Below are 17,585 nucleotides of genomic sequence, written 5' to 3' on the forward strand. Positions count from 1 at the left end.
GTTTACAATCCAAAATCCAAAGTCTAAAATCCAAAATTGATATAACGCAGACGTACTCTCAAAAGACGCAACCATCGCAACCAAACTTGTGCAGGTTGCTCAAAGAAAGTAAAAATATCCCCAAAACCCAGGTTAGTTTTATGATGGTGTAGCCAGTGTCTTTCAGGAGTTGTAATTAAGAGAAATTGGCACACAATATTCACAATATTTGGAGTTTGCCAACCTAAAATACTCACGTGTCTCCACCATACATGAAACTGGCCTAATAGCAGTCCAGAAATTACACCAATGGGAGAGAAAGACCAAAGCATAACTGCCATAATTAAATAAGGCAACGCTCCTAAAATACCATCTAAAAGTACCTGAAGATTTAACGTTAATATGGCATAGTGGCGAAAATCTTTCTTCCAAGAATGATGTGTTCTTAAGTGGAGGCTACCAAAAACATGCTCAGGTATGTGGTAAACAAATGTAGATAAAAAATCACCAAAAAACAATAATAGCCAAGCAACAACGATAGCCTCAAGCATTTGTACTCCTCACGTTCAATCAAAAAATCCACACAAAAAATCCCAAGATGATGGTTGATGCTGGGCAGCATCTTGTCTTCTTCAGGTCTAGACTTCAGTATTTGAAAGTTTTATAAATGTGCGATTTTCAATTTATTCAACCGCATGAATAACTCCCATTTGACTTCTGTCCGAAATTGATTTGATTAATACTGCTAAAACTTGATAGATTTAGCGTATTTTATTTTTGTCACCTCATAATCTTCTGATGAATAGAGACAGTATGAGCAAAGGATGAGTTAAAATTAGTACAAATTTAGGTTAAGGTTTTTCGCAAAATTATTTAGAAAAAATTAACTGCCAACTTAAAAATAAAGCATGAGATGTAGTTAGCTCACTAGAGCAAATCAGTGATTGAAAATTGTCGCTGGCGATCGAGTTCTTGAAGTTTGATTTTTTCGGTGTAGAATGCCTGATAATACGATCGCCATTTTTCTGGCTCTGTTTCTGGATCAGTTTCTTGCCACAGCTCTAAAAAGTAACGATAGCGCTTTTCGCGCAATACTCTCTCCATACAAGCAGTTGCAGCTTGCACAACTTGCGGTGTACGTAAGATTTGTTTTTTCCCTGTCTCATTTAAATGAAACAGATGGGAGATTAATTCTATTTCTTCTGCTAATTCTAAGTATCTGTCTTGTAAACTTGAGATTAAATTAATTGGGTCGTTTGTTACATCTACAATCTGTCGCCACAACGAACGATGGTGAGACAGGCTAAAATCTAAATTTCGTTCTTCTAGTTCGTGAATAATTGCTGGTCGTTGTTCGGGACAATGGAGGTATATCCGCAGTAATAAACCTTCGGCGTGTTCTAAAAGACTGCGTTCTGTAGTGGGTATGGGAAAGGGAGATGTTTTTTTGCTACCCCATTCTCTTTTTGTGGATATTGGCTGAGAATAAGCAGCTGTGGCTGGTGCAATTTGAGTTAACAAATTTTCTGCTCTTAAGGATATTAGGTTTGTATCACCCAAACTGAGAATTTCGGCACAACGACCCACATAATAGCTGCGCGTATCATTATTTGCAATATTTTTCAGTAATTTTACTATCTGCTGAGTTACCTGCTGAAAATCAGTCGCCTGTTTTAAGTCTCTGTCTTGAGTAACTTGCTGAATTTGCCAGTCTAACCAAAGTGGCGCATTTTTTAATAATTCTTGGTATTCTTCAGTACCGTGAGTGTGCAAGTATTCATCTGCATCTTTGCCATCAGGGATATTGAGAATCTTGAGTTGGACTTCACCTTTATATGCTAAATCTGCAATTTCGCCGATCGCCCGTTCCGCTGCATTTATCCCGGCTTTATCCGCATCAAAGTTGAGAACTAACTGTTTAGAGTCGGTGTAACGTAATACCAAGCGGACTTGTTCTAAACTCAAGGCTGTACCGAGAGAAGCAACAGCGTTATTAATCCCCACAGCATGAAGGGCGATCGCATCAAAATATCCTTCTACTACCACAGCTTGATCAAGTTGAGCAATCCCGGCTTTGGCTAAGTCGATGGCGAATAAGGTTTTACCTTTATTAAATAGTTCGGTTTCTGGGGAATTGAGATATTTTGGCTGTTCATCTGTCAGAGTTCGCCCACCGAAAGCAATTACGCGCCCTTGAATATCGCGGATGGGAATCATTAGGCGATCGCGGAATACATCATAATAACCGCCGCCTTCTTTGCGCGGCTTAATCAATCCGGCTTTTTCTACCAACTGCACTGGGTAATGTTTATTTTCCACCAAATAGCGGTACAGGGTTTCCCAACCTGCGGGGGCGTAACCCAAACCAAACTGCTGAATGGTTTCTTCTTTGAGTTGGCGCTGAGAAAGTAAATACTGCATCGCCTTTTGCGCCTGAGTTTGGCGCAGGGCGTGTTGATAAAAATTTGCTGTCGCCGCGAGAACTTCATACAACTGTTCACGCAACGACATTTGACGCTGTAATTCTTGTCTTTGTTCAGGTTCTAGGGTTTGCACATTCACTTGATAGCGCCGCGCCAAATCCAGCACGACTTCCGTGAAAGACTGCTTACCCAAATCCATCAAAAACTTAATCGCATTTCCCCCAGCTTGACAGCCGAAGCAATAATACATTTGCTTACCCTGACTGACTGTGAAGCTAGGACTTTTCTCATTATGGAACGGACACAGCCCGACAAAATCTTTACCACGCTTGCGTAAAACTACGTGTTCTGAGACAACATCTACAATGTCAGCACGTTGTTTAATTTCCTCAATTGTGTCTGGGTGCAAGCGGGGAATATACATATTAGTCATTTGTCAATAGTCATTAGTCATTGGTGATTGCAAAGAACAAAGGACAAATGACTAATGACAAAATACTTCTGATAACTATTATATTCTTGTGGCTAGGCGAAAAATTATGTATAAAATTGCTTACGCTTAATTTTTTAAGAGGAAATACTGAAGATGGGGCGTATATTTATTTCGGCGGCGCACGGAGGCAAAGAAGCAGGAGGTATTGATCCAGGTTCCATCGCTGGGGGAACCACTGAAGCTAGAGAAATGATTCTGCTGCGAGATTTAATTGTCACAGAACTGCGGGCGCGGACTTTTGAAATTTTGGCAGTTCCTGACGATTTAAGCGCGGCTGACTCCATTGCTTGGATAAATTCTCGTGGTCGTCGGGGTGATGTCGCCCTAGAAATTCATGCTGATTCCGCCAGTAGCCCAACTGTGCGTGGGGCGAGTGTCTTTTATATCGCCAATAATAATGAGCGTAAAAGTAATGGTGAATTGCTGTTAGTAGGTTTGTTACGCCGCATTCCTCAATTACCCAATCGTGGAGTTAAGCCAGATACAGATAGCGGCTTGGGACGTTTAGCCTTTTGTCGTCAAACCACACTGCCTTCATTATTAATGCAAGTGGGATTTCTCAGCAGCCCCGATGACCGCGCCTTGCTACAAAACCGTCGTCGGGATTTTGCGTTAGGTATTGCGGATGGATTAGCTTCTTGGAGTCGGGTAATTGACCCCACACCAGGAACCCCAACTGAACCAACTTATCCATCTATCAATATCAACATCAACGGTCAGAATTACTCAGAACAAGGAATATTAGTCAATGGTAATGCTTATATTCCCATTGATTTAGTAGATCGGTTGCGGATTGACTTAACAACAGCACAGAATGTCAACCGGATTACCTACCGCAGAGTAGTGTATGTCAAAGCGGTTGAATTACGTGATTTTAATATTTCTGTTGCGTGGGATGGGGGAACGCGCACTGTTAACTTACGTTCCATTTTAGTAATTTGCAAAGGTCAAATGGATCAAATTATTTCCCGTGGAAATACCTCAGAAGTGCAGCTACAACTATTTTTGCGAAATAACAATGACAATGCTGTAGTCAAATTTCCAGACTTACCAAAACTTTATCGAGAAGAAGCCTCAATCGAAGGTGTCAACTATGATATTGCTTTTTGCCAAATGTGTTTAGAAACCGGATTTTTACGCTTTGGTGGTGATATTAGAGCAGAACAAAATAACTTTGCTGGACTTGGGAGTATTGGTGGTGGTGCAGCCGCAGCTGCGTTTGAAAATGCCAGAATTGGAGTTAGGGCGCATATTCAACATTTAAAAGCTTACGCCAGTTTAGAACCTTTGGTGAACGAAGTTGTTGACCCCAGATTTCGCTTTGTGACTCGCGGAATTGCGCCGTTAATTAGTCAACTTTCTGGTCGTTGGTCAGCGGATTTAGACTATGGTGCGAAAATTATCGCTATGTTGCAACGGTTATACGAATCAGCCGGATTAATGTAATTGTGAGATATCCTCTGATACTGCTATAAAATAGCGATCGCGTCCCTGTTGTTTGGCATTATACAGGGCTTGATCTGCTAAAGCGATGAGTATATCTGGCTTGATCTCCCAAGTGGGGATAAGAGAAGTAACCCCCAAACTCACAGTGACGATATTCTCGACATCAGACTGTACATGAGGAATAGCCAGAACATGAATTGCTTGCTGAATACTTTGCGCTACGTTTATTGCTCCTGCTAAGTCAGTATTTGGGAGGAGTATCGCAAATTCTTCTCCACCATAACGCGCTACAAGATCAGCAGGACGACGAACTGTCTGTTGAACAGTTTGCGCTACTCTGATGAGACAATCATCGCCTGCAAGATGACCATAGTAATCGTTGTAAAGTTTGAATTTATCAACATCAAATAATATCAGCGAGAGGGGTTGTTGTTCTCGTGTGAGAAGTTTCCATTCTGCTTGTAGTCGTCCATCTAAGCAGCGACGGTTAGCCACCTGAGTTAAACCATCTAGATTTACGAGTTTTTCTAGTTTCTGATTGGCATCTTCGGCTGTTTCTTTAGCAATTACTAACTCGGCGGTTCTCTCTTGTACTCGTTGTTCCAAAGTTGCCAAAGATGTTTGTAACTGAAGTGCCATATTATTAAATGATTTTGCCAGTTGACCGATTTCGTCTTTGGAGTTGACTTTGGCGCGGATATCTAAGTTACCTGCACTAAATTGGAAGACGATATTGGTAAGATAAATGATTGACTGTGTTAGCATTTGCCCAATCACAAAAGCAATAATTGTCACGATTGAAGCAATCAATGCAAATAAAAACATTGTGTCACGAATTTGCTTTTCTACAGGTGCTAAGGCAACAGCACGAGGTTGTGCGAATAATACAGACCAAGGTTTATATTTTAAATGCGCGATCGCAATCATATTAACCTGATTCCCTGTTGTTGACAGACCAGCAGTTAAATATAACTGTTGATTATCCAAAGCTTGCTTAAGTTTTAACTCATTAGTTGCCAATTTTGGAATAGGATCATTAGACAAACGCCCTTCAATTTGCAGTTGACTAACAACATCTAAAGGCAGCGGTACAATCGAGTGAAAAACTAGCTCTGGTGCAGTACTATGTGCTAAATAAATATTATTTTCATCTAAAAGAATCGCCAAGGATTTATTCCCAGTCTGTTTAGTTTCTCTAGTTACCAACTGCTGAATGACTGTAGCATTGTATGAAACACGCAATACACCCAAGATGTCTCCCTTGGCATTGCGAACTGGACTACTAAAAAAGATGCTAACAAGGTCATGAATTTTTGGCGATCGCTTCATGCTAGAAACAAAAGGTAGTTTAGTTTGCAGTGGTTCCTTAAAATAATCTTGTTTTGATTCATCTGTACTAATGTCCAGTGTATTTGTTGTATTCAAAACATTTTTTCCGTTTAAGTCGAGCAAAGAGTATGAGAGAATATTGAGCAGATCTTTGCGACTGAGCCGGCTTAATGTTTCTGTTGCTAATTGCTTTTCGGGGCTATTATCTCGCTCTTTTGGAGTTAAGCTGAGGTAGCCTGCCAAGCCTGGTAAAAGTGCTTCTACACGCACAGCATTCAAATTTCTATCAATAAAAGCATCTATTCTGTTACTGGTTTGGTTGGCCGCCGCAGATAGGGCTTGTTGAACGTTTTCAGTTAGGGCTTTTTCAGTTGTTTCTTTGTTGATAAATGCCAATAACAGCAGCGGAATCAAAGCAACAACAAGAAATGAGGCGATCAACTTTGGCCGGATGCTGCCCAAAAAAAAGTGCTGCATGGCTCTAAACTAGGAAGCAGGATTTAAAAAGGAAGAATTAAACAAACTTTTTAGCTCAGGAAGGCGCGTCATGCTGCCAGCACGAATAAAAAAATCTGCATATATTTTGGCAGTTTTGTATATAGAGTTAGGGCTACTAGATAGAAATAATTTTTCATTTGCACCTAAGTCACTTAGGTTTATTCCCGCTAGAGAGATTGTATTGTTAGGAATTTTTAACACACTGCTGATGATAGCATTTCCTTCCTGAACATTTGCTTTCCAGTAGTTTGATGCTTGCAACCATCCTTGCACAAATCCACGAATATCGTTAGGGCGATCGCGAATTATATCACCTCGAAAAACAATCATATCTAAAATTAAACCAGGGGTTTGTTTGCTGGTAAATAGAATATCTTCCCCTAATTTAATCGCTTCAGAAAGATGAGGTTCCCAAGTATGTCCAGCTTGAATAATATTATTTTTTAGGTTTTGAGGAATGTCTAAAGCTTCTAATTGCACTAAGTTCACATCATCGCTGCTTAAGTTGGCACTTTTCAACATCTCGATCACGAAAACCTCGCTAAAACCGCCGAGATTTGCACCTAGTTTTTTCCCTCTTAAGTCAGCCACGCTTTTAATTTGTGGTTGAGCGACTACCACATCTGCACCTGTTGATTCATCTATCACAACAACGCCTTGTATATCTGGATTTGTGGCACTCAAGATGATAAAACTTCCTAAAGATAACGAAATACCATCATACTTACCCGCACTGAAATTTGCTGCTTCTAATCGGGTGTATGGTTTAGAAATTAGTTCTACATCGACCCCTTGGGCTTTGAAGAATCCTTTTTCTTTAGCAATTATGCCTGGATACTCTCCCACAAAAGAGCCAAATTGCACTTTCAAAGGAGGGCGTTTTAATTCAGTTGGTACTGAACCATGACAAGCAAATAGCAAACAAGCTGTAATCAGAAAAATACTCGCATATCTCAGCAGTTTAAACATAAAAGCCATCGAAATCGAGAGGTGACGATGCGCCTGTAGTATGGGCTGTAAAATTTGCGGCAATGATTTTTTTTGCTTGTTCAACACTGCCATTGTCAAAGGCTTGGTAAAATTCCAGGGCAATGGCTTTGTTTTGTGCGGTAGACATGGTTAGAGTCCTGACAGGATATTAAGCATTTAAATACCCTTATATTTACCCACAGTCAAGCGTAAATACTATTAAAATCGCTGACCTATACCTAGATGCACTTTACTTTCTCCTTGGTCGTTAACGCCGTAGTCAGCCCGAATTAGTCCTAGTGGGGAATCTAAGCGCACACCTGCACCATAGCCAAAGCCGTAACCGGGTTTATCACGCGCACCAGCGGGGTCTCCTAAAACGGTGCTACCAGAACCTAAGTCTGAGCCGAAGTCGGCAAATAACACACCGCCAACTATGGGTAGGATGGGAAAGCGATATTCAGCGGAAGCTAAAACATAACTGCGTCCACTCCCAACTTTCCCGCCATCGTAACCGCGTATGGAGTTGGAACCACCTAAATTAAAGGCTTCGTAAGGTGGTAAATCGCCAATGACTGTACCTGCTTGGACGTTTAAAGCGAATACTTGCGGTTGTTTACTGTCATATACCTTGACTGGTACATATTGGCTGAAATTGGCGGTGACGCGGTTGAGGGAAATATTACCTTGACCGACGGGTATAGATTGTTCTGTACTCAATTTTAGTAAGGAACCTTGAGTGGGGTTGAGTGGGTTATTTCTGTTGTCTTTAGCAGCTGTGAAAGATACGGTAGTCAAGTCATCAATACCTGTACCACTGGCGGATAGGGGGTTATTTTGGGCATCGGTGGCGGTAACATTACCTTGGCGATCGCGGATTGTGGTTCTGGTATAATTCAATCCGAGAGAAGCATCCCAGCCGTCAATCGGTCTTTGCAAGCTGACACTCCCGCCAATTTGCCCTTCTCGCACTTTATCACCGTTAGCTAATTTGATGGTGTCGTCAAAGGTTTCAGAAAGTTCTTGGCGACGGAAGCCGTTAACGGTGTAACCTAAGCTGTCAGGATTGTTGGGGCGATAAGGGTTGATTAATTTTCCATCTAATTGCAAATCACGGCTACTAACACCCACATTCAAATTTAAAATATTGTTTTTCCCGGCAACATTTTGGTCTTGATAATTAACAGTACCAACAATTCCTTGATCGGCGTTATAACTCCCACCTAAGTTAATTGCCCGCGCGCCATTTTCTTTGAGTTCATAAACTAAATTTAACTTAGTTGCATCGCCTTCTAAAGCAACATTCACGCTGGAAAATAAGCCTGTGCGATATAGTTGCTGAATATCTTGCTGAACTAATTTTTCTTGAAAGATTTGCCCAGATTTGAGTTGAATTTGCTGGCGTAAAAAGTCTGGTTTGGTGCGTCCACTTACAGGATTACCTTTGCTATCAACGGTTTGACCTTCGTCGTTGACAAAGCGAAATTTAATCTCACTTACCAAACCTTCAGCAACGTTAATGTTCAGAATTCCCTCACGGCTGGGTTTAATTGATAGCAACCGCGCCAAGTTATAACCGTTGTCGGTGTACCATTTGTTGGTCTGTTCCACAGCTTTTTGCAATCCGGCGGGACTGATGGCGCTGTTGAATTGGGGTTGGAATCGTTCAAGGACTACTGGATAAGTTAGTACTTTAGCACCGGAAAGTTGCAGCGATCGCACTATGACTGGTTGCACTTGATAAGTTACACTCAACCCTGTAGCGGTGGTACGGCTATTGACATTGGCCGTGGTAAATAAACCAGTTTCTAAAATTGCGGCGACATCTTGTTGTAATTGGTTTTGGCTGGTGTCTCCCCCAGACTGGGTTTTGATAACTCGGCGGACAATTTCTTGTAATTCGGGAGTTGCGCCTACTATTTGTACATCTGTCGCTGTGACGACTAAGTTATTGTCTGTTGGTAAAGATGGCGTAAGTTTCACGGTAGTATTACTCTGATTAACTGGAGTTAGTACTACTGGCGAATTTTTGTTAATACCTTTGGTATTTGAGGAAAACTGTGGCACTATGACAGTCTCCGGTAATGAAATTGCTTCTACTCTTGTGGGGGTTTCTTCAATTACCGGAACCACTACATCTTTTTTAGTTTCGTTGGCTGAGGTAGTTGGTGCAGCTAGGGCTTGTTGTGTCACATTACTAGCCGCTAAAGTAGCTAAAGTTAAAATTGCTGTTTTAGAAATTTGCATAACAAATAATTACTAATTCGTAATTCGTAATTAAAGGATGTAGGCTTACGCCACTGGCTGAGTAAAAATAGCCGTGGTTCCCTCAATTTATTGACGGAAGTAATAAGCTTTAAGCCCTTAGCTAACTTCTATGGGTTAATTACGAATTATCAATTACAAATTATCTTGACAGTTAATCTTGATGTTTTGTTTCTTATGAGTCAGTCATCATCTACAAGTTCTCGGTTACGCTTACTGGTTTTAAGCAACGGTCATGGCGAAGATATAATTGCAGTGCGAATTTTGCAAGCATTTCAGGAACAATCAAACCCACCAGAAATTTTTGCTTTACCGTTGGTGGGAGAAGGACACGCTTATCAAAATTTGGGTATTCCTTTGATTGGTTCAGTGCGGACGATGCCTTCTGGTGGTTTTATATATATGGATAACCGTCAACTGATGCGAGATGTGCGCGGTGGTTTAGTACAGTTGACTCTCAGCCAAATTCAAGCAATGCGGCGATGGGTGAGTTCTCAAAAAAAATCAGGTAAGCCAGTGGGGGTTTTAGCGGTAGGTGATATTGTCCCGCTTTTGTTTGCCTATTTTAGTGGCGCGAATTATGCTTTTGTCGGCACGGCGAAATCTGAGTATTATGTGCAAGATGAAACAGGATTGTTACCACGTAAATCAAAATCTGCGCGTTGGGAAAATTTTTCTGGTTCAATTTACCATCCTTGGGAACGTTGGTTGATGAGTCGTCGCCTTTGTCGGGCGGTGTTTCCCAGAGATGCTTTGACTACGGAGATATTAAAACAATGGCCGATTCCCGCGGTTGATGTGGGGAACCCAATGATGGATGGTTTAGTGCCAAGCTTTGGGATGCAACGATTTTATACTGCGGATACCCAACAAAAAGAACTTGCACGACCACTAGTTGTTACCCTACTTCCTGGTTCTCGCCCGCCAGAAGCTTATCACAATTGGCAAGTAATTCTAGAAGCTGTATCTGCAATGCTGGCGAGTCTTCAAGAGCGTGATGCAGTCGGGCATAGTTCTGGTAATGTGGTGTTTTTAGCAGCGATCGCACCCAGTCTCGATACCAGTCAATTAACTTCTAGCTTACAGGTTCAAGGTTGGCAACCCCACACGGAATCCCCAATTTCTCTACCTGATGTCAATACTTTAATCTTTAAGCAACGCAATGCCTATTTACTCATTTCTCAACAAGCTTATAACGATTGTTTGCATTTGGGAGATGTGGCGATCGCAATGGCGGGGACAGCTACTGAACAATTTGTTGGTTTAGGCAAGCCAGCGATCGCTATTCCCGGTCAGGGGCCACAATATAATTATGCTTTTGCTGAAGCCCAAAGCCGTCTTTTAGGAGATTCTTTAATTTTAATTGAAAAGCCAGTCCAAGCAGCGAAGGTGATGCGATCGCTGCTCCAAAATCCTGACAGATTACAAATCATCGCTGAGAATGGCTTGCGGCGCATGGGTCAACCAGGGGCTGCACGACGAATTGCTGATTGTTTAGCCGAAAGATTAGTTTTAAAAAGCAAAAAGTAAAAAGGTAAAAGATTCTCTGGTTTAAGAGTAAAGTGCTGATTTTTAAGCATAAACCCAGCAACTACCCGACTGGAAGCCGCGTTACGTCTACAAGGCTCAAATCAATCAACCCTGTTCTACCTATGTAACTACAGCTATAACCTTTGCCTTTTGCTTTTTAACTTTTAACTTCTCTATGCAACTAACCCAGAACGTAAAGCACGCACGGCGGCTTGGGTACGGTCATCAGCGCAGAGTTTATTTAAGATATTGCGGACGTGGGTTTTCACTGTCCCAACGGTGATATATAGTTTCTCGGCGATTTGACCATTGCTGCATCCAGCAACGATTAATTCTAAAATTTCTAATTCTCGTTGGGTGAGAGGATAGGTTTCTAGAACTTGCTCGTATTCTGTGGCTAATGCTTCAATTTTCACTGTCTTGGGCTGATCACCTTTTTGGTTTTCCCCTGGTATACCTTGACGCATTTTGCGTAATACCACATTGGCGATCGCCGGATCAATCCAAGAGTTACCACCGTGAGTTGCTTGGATGGCCTCTGTTAACTTACTAATGCTGGTTTCTTTCATGTAATAAGAGTCTGCACCCGCCGCAAACGCCGCCAATACTGCATCCTCTGTATGATCCATTGTCAATATCAGGATTTTGGTGGCTGTTTGTCCTGTCTCAGCTTGATAACGTCTATATTTACGGGTGAGTTCAATCCCATCCATGTCAGGTAAGCCAATGTCTACCACTGCTACATCTGGCTTGGCTGTTTCTAATAGTTTCATTCCTTGGGTGGCATTTGCTGCTTCCCCAATTACTTTTAATCCGCTGTGAGACTGCAATGCAGCCTTCAGACCCATTCTGGTTAGATCGTGATCCTCAATTAAAATAATGCTGATTTCATTCATTGCTCAACTCACTCTTCATTGATTGCGTCTTCTCAAGCACCGCTTTTGTAAGCCACTTTATCTATGTTTTCCCAAACCAAAGATAGATGATCTTGCAAAGGGCTTGCATCCACCGATAGAAGTAGGATTCTTCAATTTTTTCAAATAGATAGATTTAAATATCTAGCCAGAGATATATAGATATTGTACGACCAAATATGGAATATTTGTGGCAATTTATCGCTTTTACCAACTTTTAGTGATGATTGGCAAAATAGTAAATCTTGCCAATATTCAATCATAATTGATAGCTCAAAAACTGAACAAAATGGATAAATTAGAAAAACTTGAAATTGCCTTAGCCAAAAATCAACACTTGCAATTTCTCAAAAATATCTTGCCTGAGACTATCAAATTCATCGGATTAATGCAACAGGAGGGCAATCTCCTAGGAATTAATCAGTCAGCGTTAAATTTTTGTGGATTGACTAGCAGCGATGTACTGGGTAAACCTTTATGGGAAGCTTGCTGGTGGCATAACTCTCAGGCAGCCCAAGAAGCCATAAAAATAGCCGTTGCTTGTGCTGCCGCAGGTGAATCTGTACATTACGAAGTTGAAATATTAGGGGCAGGCGATCGCTTATTAACCTTTAATTTTTTCATTAAGCCGATCACTAATCAACAAGGACAAATTATTTTTTTAATTTTGCCAGGCCAAAATCTGCCTGACTCGCAAACTGGTTATGATCAATCTGCTGCTTCATTACCGCATCACTCGCGCCTTGATGGTCAAGTAAAGATTTGTCCAACAGACCAAGGTAGCCACTACAAATTTACTGTTGACGATGATGAACCTGGTATTGCCCCAGAATATCAGCAGAAAGTGTTTAGCATCTTCCAAACTTTAACAGCCCGCGATCGCCAGGAAAACACAGGCATTGGATTGGCGATCGGGAAAAAAATTGTGGAAACAGAAGGCGGTACGATCAGTTTAGATTCAAACTCTGCTATCGGCAGTAGTTTTCACTTCATTTGGAAGAAGCAATCAGAAAAGTAAAACTGCTTAAGCTGAGGGGGCAGAATATTTGTTTACAAATCTCACTAATGGCTGAGGACAGGCATTAACATGCTCATTTACAATAATAGTTAGCTTAATCAGGCTTTTTTTGTTGATGATTATACAGTTATTAATTACTAATTTTGAAAATATCATAAGTAATTAAATGCTAATAATCAGATTTATTTTAATTAGTGATTTATTTGCCAAAAACAAAGTTTCCATTCATTTCATAAAAACATGTTAGTAAGAGTCATTAATATATTATTTAGTGGAGGACGATGAAGTTGATATGGAAAGTGTGTGAACCACCTTAATTCACTAAAAATTGATAGGAGATATGTACAACAGAGGAGGTAATAAATATAAAGCCAGCTAAAATAATTGAAGATTGAGAACCTTCTGCAAGATAATTCCCAAATCGGGATATTATTAATGAATAGACAAATGTCCCTAAGATATAATATTTTGTTAAATTTCTATATCCAAACATTTAACTCAACTCTCAAACTTTTTATTTGGATAGCTTGAAAATAAAAATGATATACATCAAATCGCATTGGACAGCGAAAATAAAAGCAAATGGAAGAAACGCTGAGAATTTTGGTTGTAGACGATGATGAAGTAGACCGGATGGCAGTACGCCGCGCCTTGATACAAGCAGGTGTCAAAATGGAACTGTCGGAGGCTGGTAATGGCCATGAAGCACTACTCGCTTTGACAACTACCACATTTAACTGTGTTTTCCTCGATTATCGCCTACCTGATCAAGATGGCTTAACACTGATTCACAGGGTACACGCATCGGAAATCAAAGTTCCTTTAGTTGTTTTGACAGCACAAGGAGATGAACAAATTGCTGTAGAATTGATGAAAGCTGGTGCTACAGACTATCTTTCTAAATCACGCGTATCTTCAGAAACATTGGCACAAGTTTTACGCAATGCTATGCGAGTATATAGTGCCGAAATGCAAGCAAATTTAGCACTCCAACAGTTAAAAGAAAGTCACGAGCAACTCATCCGCAAAAATCACGAACTCGAAAGACAACGGCAACAAATTCAACTGCAAAACTTCAAGTTAATCGAAGCATCAAGACTAAAAACGCAATTTTTAGCTACGATGTCTCATGAATTGCGAACACCAATGAATGCGATTATTGGATTTTCGCAAATATTATTGCGGCCAAAATTTGGTCAACTAACACCTCAACAAACCGATATGGTTGAGAGAATTTTGAATAACGGCAAGCATTTATTGATGTTATTAAATGAAGTGCTTGACTTTTCTAAATTGGAGGCCGGAAGATTAGAATTAAAGTCCGAATTATTTGATTTAACGAAAATAGTCAATGCAACTGTTACCGAGATGCAATCTCTAGCGGAAGCTAAAAAATTAGCTTTGCAAATAGAGATAAATTTAGAAAATCCTTGGGTATTTAACGATTCAATACGTGTACGCCAAATATTAGTCAATTTGCTATCAAATGCGATTAAGTTTACCGAAACAGGTTCTATTGCGGTAGAAATCAAAGAACTTCCTGATAGTCGGATAGAGATCGCAGTTCGTGATACAGGTATTGGGATAGCACCTAAAGACTTTCAACACATTTTTGAAGCCTTTCGCCAAGTCGATCAAAGCCTGACGCGGAAATATCCGGGTACAGGATTGGGTTTAGCCATTGTCGATTCCTTAGTCAGGATGATGCGTGGCACAATCTTTATCGAGAGCGAATTAGGAGTTGGTTCGATGTTTAAAGTTGAACTACCACGACAAATATTATCCCAAGATGCAGCCGGAAACATCCCGGCTTTAAATGTTGATGGTGAAAATATTTTTTTCTCGGCTCATAACCCCCATCAATCTTCTCCTCAATCCCGTCGCTCATCGATGAGGTATCCTCACCTAAAACTATAAATCCCTAGCACAAAAGTAGATTAATCATGTCTGTAGTGGAAAAGCCTAAAATTGATCGGATTCTTGCTGTTGATGACACTAAAGATAACCTGATTTTAGTTCAAACGATTTTAGAAAGTGAAGGTTATCAAATTGATTTAGTTTCCGACGGTAAATCAGCTTTAAAATATGTTGAACAATCTCCGCCTGATTTAATTCTGCTTGATGTGATGATGCCAGGGATGGACGGTTATGAAGTTACCCGTCGCATTCGTCAGAACCCAGAAATTAAAAGTTATATTCCCATTCTGCTAATCACCGCCTTTCATGAATCGAGTGTTGTGGAAGGCCTTGACAATGGTGCTGATGATTTTATTCGCAAACCTTTTGATACAGATGAACTCTTAGCGAGAGTGCGATCGCTTTTGCGACTCAAGCACAGTTTAGACGAACAGCAAAAAATGGCTCGCCAACGAGAAGACTTTGTATCTCGTCTCACCCATGATTTACGTACCCCCTTAGTAGCGGCTGATCGAATGCTGGGTTTGTTTCAAGACGAAACATTCTGCAAAATTTCGCCAGAAATGAAACAAGCGATTTCTGTCATGATTCGCAGCAACCAAAACTTAATGCAAATGGTCAATACCTTGCTAGAAGTTTATCGTTTAGAAGCCGGGAAAAAAACCTTTAACGATGAAGTTTGCAACTTACCAGAAATAGTTCAAGAAGTAGTCAGCGAATTATCACCCCTAACTAGTGAGAAAAATTTATATGTAGAAGTAGACACCAGTGCTTTAGCGTTAAATCCCACAGATCCTGGTATTATCATGGGTGATGCTTTAGAACTACGTCGGGTGTTCAATAACCTCCTTGGTAACGCCATCAAATTTACCGATACAGGCGGGATAACAATTCGCTTCTCAGAAGAAACAAACAACCTTCAAGGTAAAACTTGGGTCATCATTGCAATTGAAGATACAGGTTATGGTATCGCCCCAGAAGACCAAGTGAGCATATTTGAGCGATTTCGTCAAGGCAGAAATAAGCGATCTGGTAGTGGTTTAGGGCTGCATCTCTCCTACAGAATTGCCGAAGCACACGGTGGTAATATTACAGTTACCTCTGAACTAGGTAAAGGCAGTGTGTTTACAGTACGACTACCAAAAAGTCTTGAAGAAATTAGAGAGTAATGAATTGCCTTAATCCTGACACAGTTTATAACTAGAATGCGGCTCTAGTTTTCCCCTTAGCAGACGGCGCACAACCGTTTCTAAATCCTCAATTAAGAATGGTTTGCTGATATAGTCATCAAATCCAGCCTGAAGAATGCGTTCTCGATCTTCTCTGGTGGCTAAAGCTGTAACCGCAAGTACGGGAATTTTGTAAGTTAGTGAATCGTTCTTAAGATAACGGACAACTTCAATCCCGCTGAGACTAGGTAACAAAATATCTAGCATGATCAAGTCTGGCTGATACTCTTTAGCTACCAAAAACGTTGAGGAACTGTCTGATTGACAGATGAATTGACAGCCTAGCGACTCAAGAGCATAACTAATTAGCAGGAGATTATCATCATTATCTTCCACTGCCAAAATTAAAGGCTTCTGAGAGTTCTGCTGCTTGCCATCACTGATGAATGAATGTGCTAAGTACATCTTTTCTCCAGAAAAATCAATGGGGATTTCTCGTCGTTTTTGATATGGCAGACGAACCATCCCACAAGGGATAGGATGGAGTGGATTGAGAATTAGTTTTTATTTTAATTTATGACAGTTTAGTGTAAACAGAAAAAATTTAATGCTGATAGTTTGAGCAGACACTTTTTGATTATACGCAAAATTACATAATTTTTCGGCTAAAATTTATCATAATTTGATATAAAAAAATCTAATTTAGACTGTGGTCTATGTTGGAGCGATCGCCAATATAGTTAAAGATACGAACTTATATGTATAGTTGCTGGGTAAGCTTATCTGCGATCGCTATTCATCCGCTACAAAACATTAACTGTTTTATTGAGTCTTTCTGCATCAGGTTGAGAATATTTAGTACATTTTCTACTTAACTTTCTTCAATATTATTTCTCAGTTATTTACAGTATAAAAACTCAGAATAGGGATTTGCTCTTTGACGAAATCGCTTTCATATCCGAGCCTCATAATCTAATTTTATTTATGGAACTAAAATTTAACCAATCACGCACAATCAGTCAAAGAAACCAGGAATATCAAACAATTTACGAGATTGAGAACTTGCTCACAAGATTCAATGAATGTAATTTAGCTCATTCTGAATCGAATCATTCAGCACACTTAACAGTTACAATATGCTATCTAACTCAGTGTGAAGAAGACTAGCACTAAATTTGCTTAGTCAAGGTATTCAGTACCACAACGCAACTATGAATATCCAGACTACACCGAGCAGTGATCATCATGAAATGCTGACACCCAACTTACCATCAGTCGTGACTCAGAACTTTCTCTACCCTAGGATAGTTGTATCGCTAATCCACACTCAAAAGCCCAGCCATAATGGCCGGGCTTTTAAGAAAGGCAGTGGGGCTATATTCCCCAAATTTAAATATAGAGTTTCTGTATAAATCGCTGTACTGATAGGTAATACCACTGCGCCGAGACTAATTCCGGAAAGCGAGAAAAATTTTTGGGAAATTTATCTGACTATGTTTGGACAACATCCATGAATCAGTGGCAACGCCAGCCTTTAGGATTTTAAAGGAGAGTATGGTTGTAATTACGGATGAATAATACATTTGACTGGCAAGAATGGGTAACTGTATTGGGTTATGTGGGATTTACGGTGTT

At 40.4% G+C, this 17,585-nt stretch carries 13 protein-coding genes; 5 read left to right on the forward strand and 8 right to left on the reverse strand.

Going from position 1 to position 17,585, the window contains the following annotated elements; translation table 11 throughout:
• Window positions 1-23: 23 nt before the first annotated feature.
• The gene (locus NOS7107_RS24375; protein WP_015115601.1) at window positions 24-530 is read right to left on the reverse strand and encodes a hypothetical protein; all 507 of its coding nucleotides are present in this window, start codon (window positions 528-530) and stop codon (window positions 24-26) included.
• A gap of 376 nt (window positions 531-906) precedes the next feature.
• Entirely contained in the window at window positions 907-2,826 is a 1,920-nt protein-coding gene (dnaG, locus tag NOS7107_RS24380; RefSeq protein ID WP_044500302.1) for a DNA primase, read from the reverse strand.
• 162 nt (window positions 2,827-2,988) lie between these two features.
• On the opposite strand from dnaG, the gene NOS7107_RS24385 reads away from it, so the two are divergent.
• Window positions 2,989-4,341, forward strand: coding sequence for an N-acetylmuramoyl-L-alanine amidase (locus tag NOS7107_RS24385; protein WP_015115603.1), 1,353 nt, complete (start codon window positions 2,989-2,991; stop codon window positions 4,339-4,341).
• On the opposite strand, the gene NOS7107_RS24390 is transcribed toward NOS7107_RS24385, so the two are convergent.
• The 4 genes from NOS7107_RS24390 to NOS7107_RS24400 form a co-directional block, all read right to left on the reverse strand.
• Window positions 4,333-6,147, reverse strand: a complete 1,815-nt coding sequence (locus NOS7107_RS24390) for a diguanylate cyclase (protein WP_015115604.1) — start codon at window positions 6,145-6,147, stop codon at window positions 4,333-4,335. The genes NOS7107_RS24385 and NOS7107_RS24390 overlap by 9 nt on opposite strands.
• Before the next feature lie 9 nt (window positions 6,148-6,156).
• The gene (locus NOS7107_RS24395) at window positions 6,157-7,137 is read right to left on the reverse strand and encodes an ABC transporter substrate-binding protein (RefSeq protein WP_044500303.1); all 981 of its coding nucleotides are present in this window, start codon (window positions 7,135-7,137) and stop codon (window positions 6,157-6,159) included.
• Window positions 7,130-7,285: a hypothetical protein gene (locus NOS7107_RS28815; RefSeq protein ID WP_015115606.1), complete on the reverse strand. Its 156-nt coding sequence runs from the start codon at window positions 7,283-7,285 to the stop codon at window positions 7,130-7,132. Before NOS7107_RS28815 ends, NOS7107_RS24395 begins: the two co-directional genes overlap by 8 nt.
• Window positions 7,286-7,356: 71 nt before the next feature.
• Entirely contained in the window at window positions 7,357-9,384 is a 2,028-nt protein-coding gene (locus NOS7107_RS24400) for an outer membrane protein assembly factor (protein ID WP_015115607.1), read from the reverse strand.
• Window positions 9,385-9,579: 195 nt separating this feature from the next.
• Here NOS7107_RS24400 and NOS7107_RS24405 point away from each other — a divergent pair, with 195 nt between their 5' ends.
• Window positions 9,580-10,932, forward strand: coding sequence for a lipid-A-disaccharide synthase-related protein (locus NOS7107_RS24405; RefSeq protein WP_015115608.1), 1,353 nt, complete (start codon window positions 9,580-9,582; stop codon window positions 10,930-10,932).
• 173 nt (window positions 10,933-11,105) lie between these two features.
• On the opposite strand, the gene NOS7107_RS24410 is transcribed toward NOS7107_RS24405, so the two are convergent.
• Window positions 11,106-11,828 (reverse strand): response regulator transcription factor, encoded by a 723-nt coding sequence (locus NOS7107_RS24410; RefSeq protein ID WP_015115609.1) that lies wholly within the window; start codon window positions 11,826-11,828, stop codon window positions 11,106-11,108.
• Window positions 11,829-12,135: 307 nt separating this feature from the next.
• On the opposite strand from NOS7107_RS24410, the gene NOS7107_RS29545 reads away from it, so the two are divergent.
• The 3 genes from NOS7107_RS29545 (at window position 12,136) to NOS7107_RS24425 (ending at window position 15,950) form a co-directional block, all read left to right on the forward strand.
• A complete protein-coding gene (locus tag NOS7107_RS29545; protein ID WP_015115610.1) occupies window positions 12,136-12,864 on the forward strand; it encodes an ATP-binding protein in 729 nt (242 codons plus the stop codon).
• Window positions 12,865-13,446: 582 nt separating this feature from the next.
• Window positions 13,447-14,781 (forward strand): hybrid sensor histidine kinase/response regulator, encoded by a 1,335-nt coding sequence (locus NOS7107_RS24420; protein WP_015115612.1) that lies wholly within the window; start codon window positions 13,447-13,449, stop codon window positions 14,779-14,781.
• 26 nt (window positions 14,782-14,807) lie between these two features.
• Window positions 14,808-15,950 carry a hybrid sensor histidine kinase/response regulator gene (locus NOS7107_RS24425; RefSeq protein ID WP_015115613.1) on the forward strand — a complete coding sequence of 381 codons (1,143 nt, stop codon included), beginning with the start codon at window positions 14,808-14,810 and terminating at the stop codon, window positions 15,948-15,950.
• Window positions 15,951-15,959: 9 nt separating this feature from the next.
• Here NOS7107_RS24425 and NOS7107_RS24430 read toward each other — a convergent pair whose 3' ends face one another.
• On the reverse strand, window positions 15,960-16,415 hold the full coding sequence (locus tag NOS7107_RS24430; protein ID WP_044500306.1) for a response regulator: 456 nt from the start codon (window positions 16,413-16,415) through the stop codon (window positions 15,960-15,962).
• Between the last annotated feature and the right edge of the window lie 1,170 nt (window positions 16,416-17,585).

It is taken from the genome of Nostoc sp. PCC 7107, assembly GCF_000316625.1.
GTDB lineage: Bacteria > Cyanobacteriota > Cyanobacteriia > Cyanobacteriales > Nostocaceae > Nostoc_B.

Coding starts and splice junctions, on each gene's coding strand:
- NOS7107_RS24390 (WP_015115604.1), bottom strand. CDS start 6,147: ATGCAGCACTTTTTTTTGGGCAGCATCCGGCCAAAGTTGATCGCCTCA.
- NOS7107_RS24375 (WP_015115601.1), bottom strand. CDS start 530: ATGCTTGAGGCTATCGTTGTTGCTTGGCTATTATTGTTTTTTGGTGAT.
- NOS7107_RS24400 (WP_015115607.1), bottom strand. CDS start 9,384: ATGCAAATTTCTAAAACAGCAATTTTAACTTTAGCTACTTTAGCGGCT.
- NOS7107_RS24405 (WP_015115608.1), top strand. CDS start 9,580: ATGAGTCAGTCATCATCTACAAGTTCTCGGTTACGCTTACTGGTTTTA.
- NOS7107_RS24430 (WP_044500306.1), bottom strand. CDS start 16,415: ATGTACTTAGCACATTCATTCATCAGTGATGGCAAGCAGCAGAACTCT.
- dnaG (WP_044500302.1), bottom strand. CDS start 2,826: ATGTATATTCCCCGCTTGCACCCAGACACAATTGAGGAAATTAAACAA.
- NOS7107_RS24385 (WP_015115603.1), top strand. CDS start 2,989: ATGGGGCGTATATTTATTTCGGCGGCGCACGGAGGCAAAGAAGCAGGA.
- NOS7107_RS24410 (WP_015115609.1), bottom strand. CDS start 11,828: ATGAATGAAATCAGCATTATTTTAATTGAGGATCACGATCTAACCAGA.
- NOS7107_RS24425 (WP_015115613.1), top strand. CDS start 14,808: ATGTCTGTAGTGGAAAAGCCTAAAATTGATCGGATTCTTGCTGTTGAT.
- NOS7107_RS24395 (WP_044500303.1), bottom strand. CDS start 7,137: ATGTTTAAACTGCTGAGATATGCGAGTATTTTTCTGATTACAGCTTGT.
- NOS7107_RS28815 (WP_015115606.1), bottom strand. CDS start 7,285: ATGTCTACCGCACAAAACAAAGCCATTGCCCTGGAATTTTACCAAGCC.
- NOS7107_RS29545 (WP_015115610.1), top strand. CDS start 12,136: ATGGATAAATTAGAAAAACTTGAAATTGCCTTAGCCAAAAATCAACAC.
- NOS7107_RS24420 (WP_015115612.1), top strand. CDS start 13,447: ATGGAAGAAACGCTGAGAATTTTGGTTGTAGACGATGATGAAGTAGAC.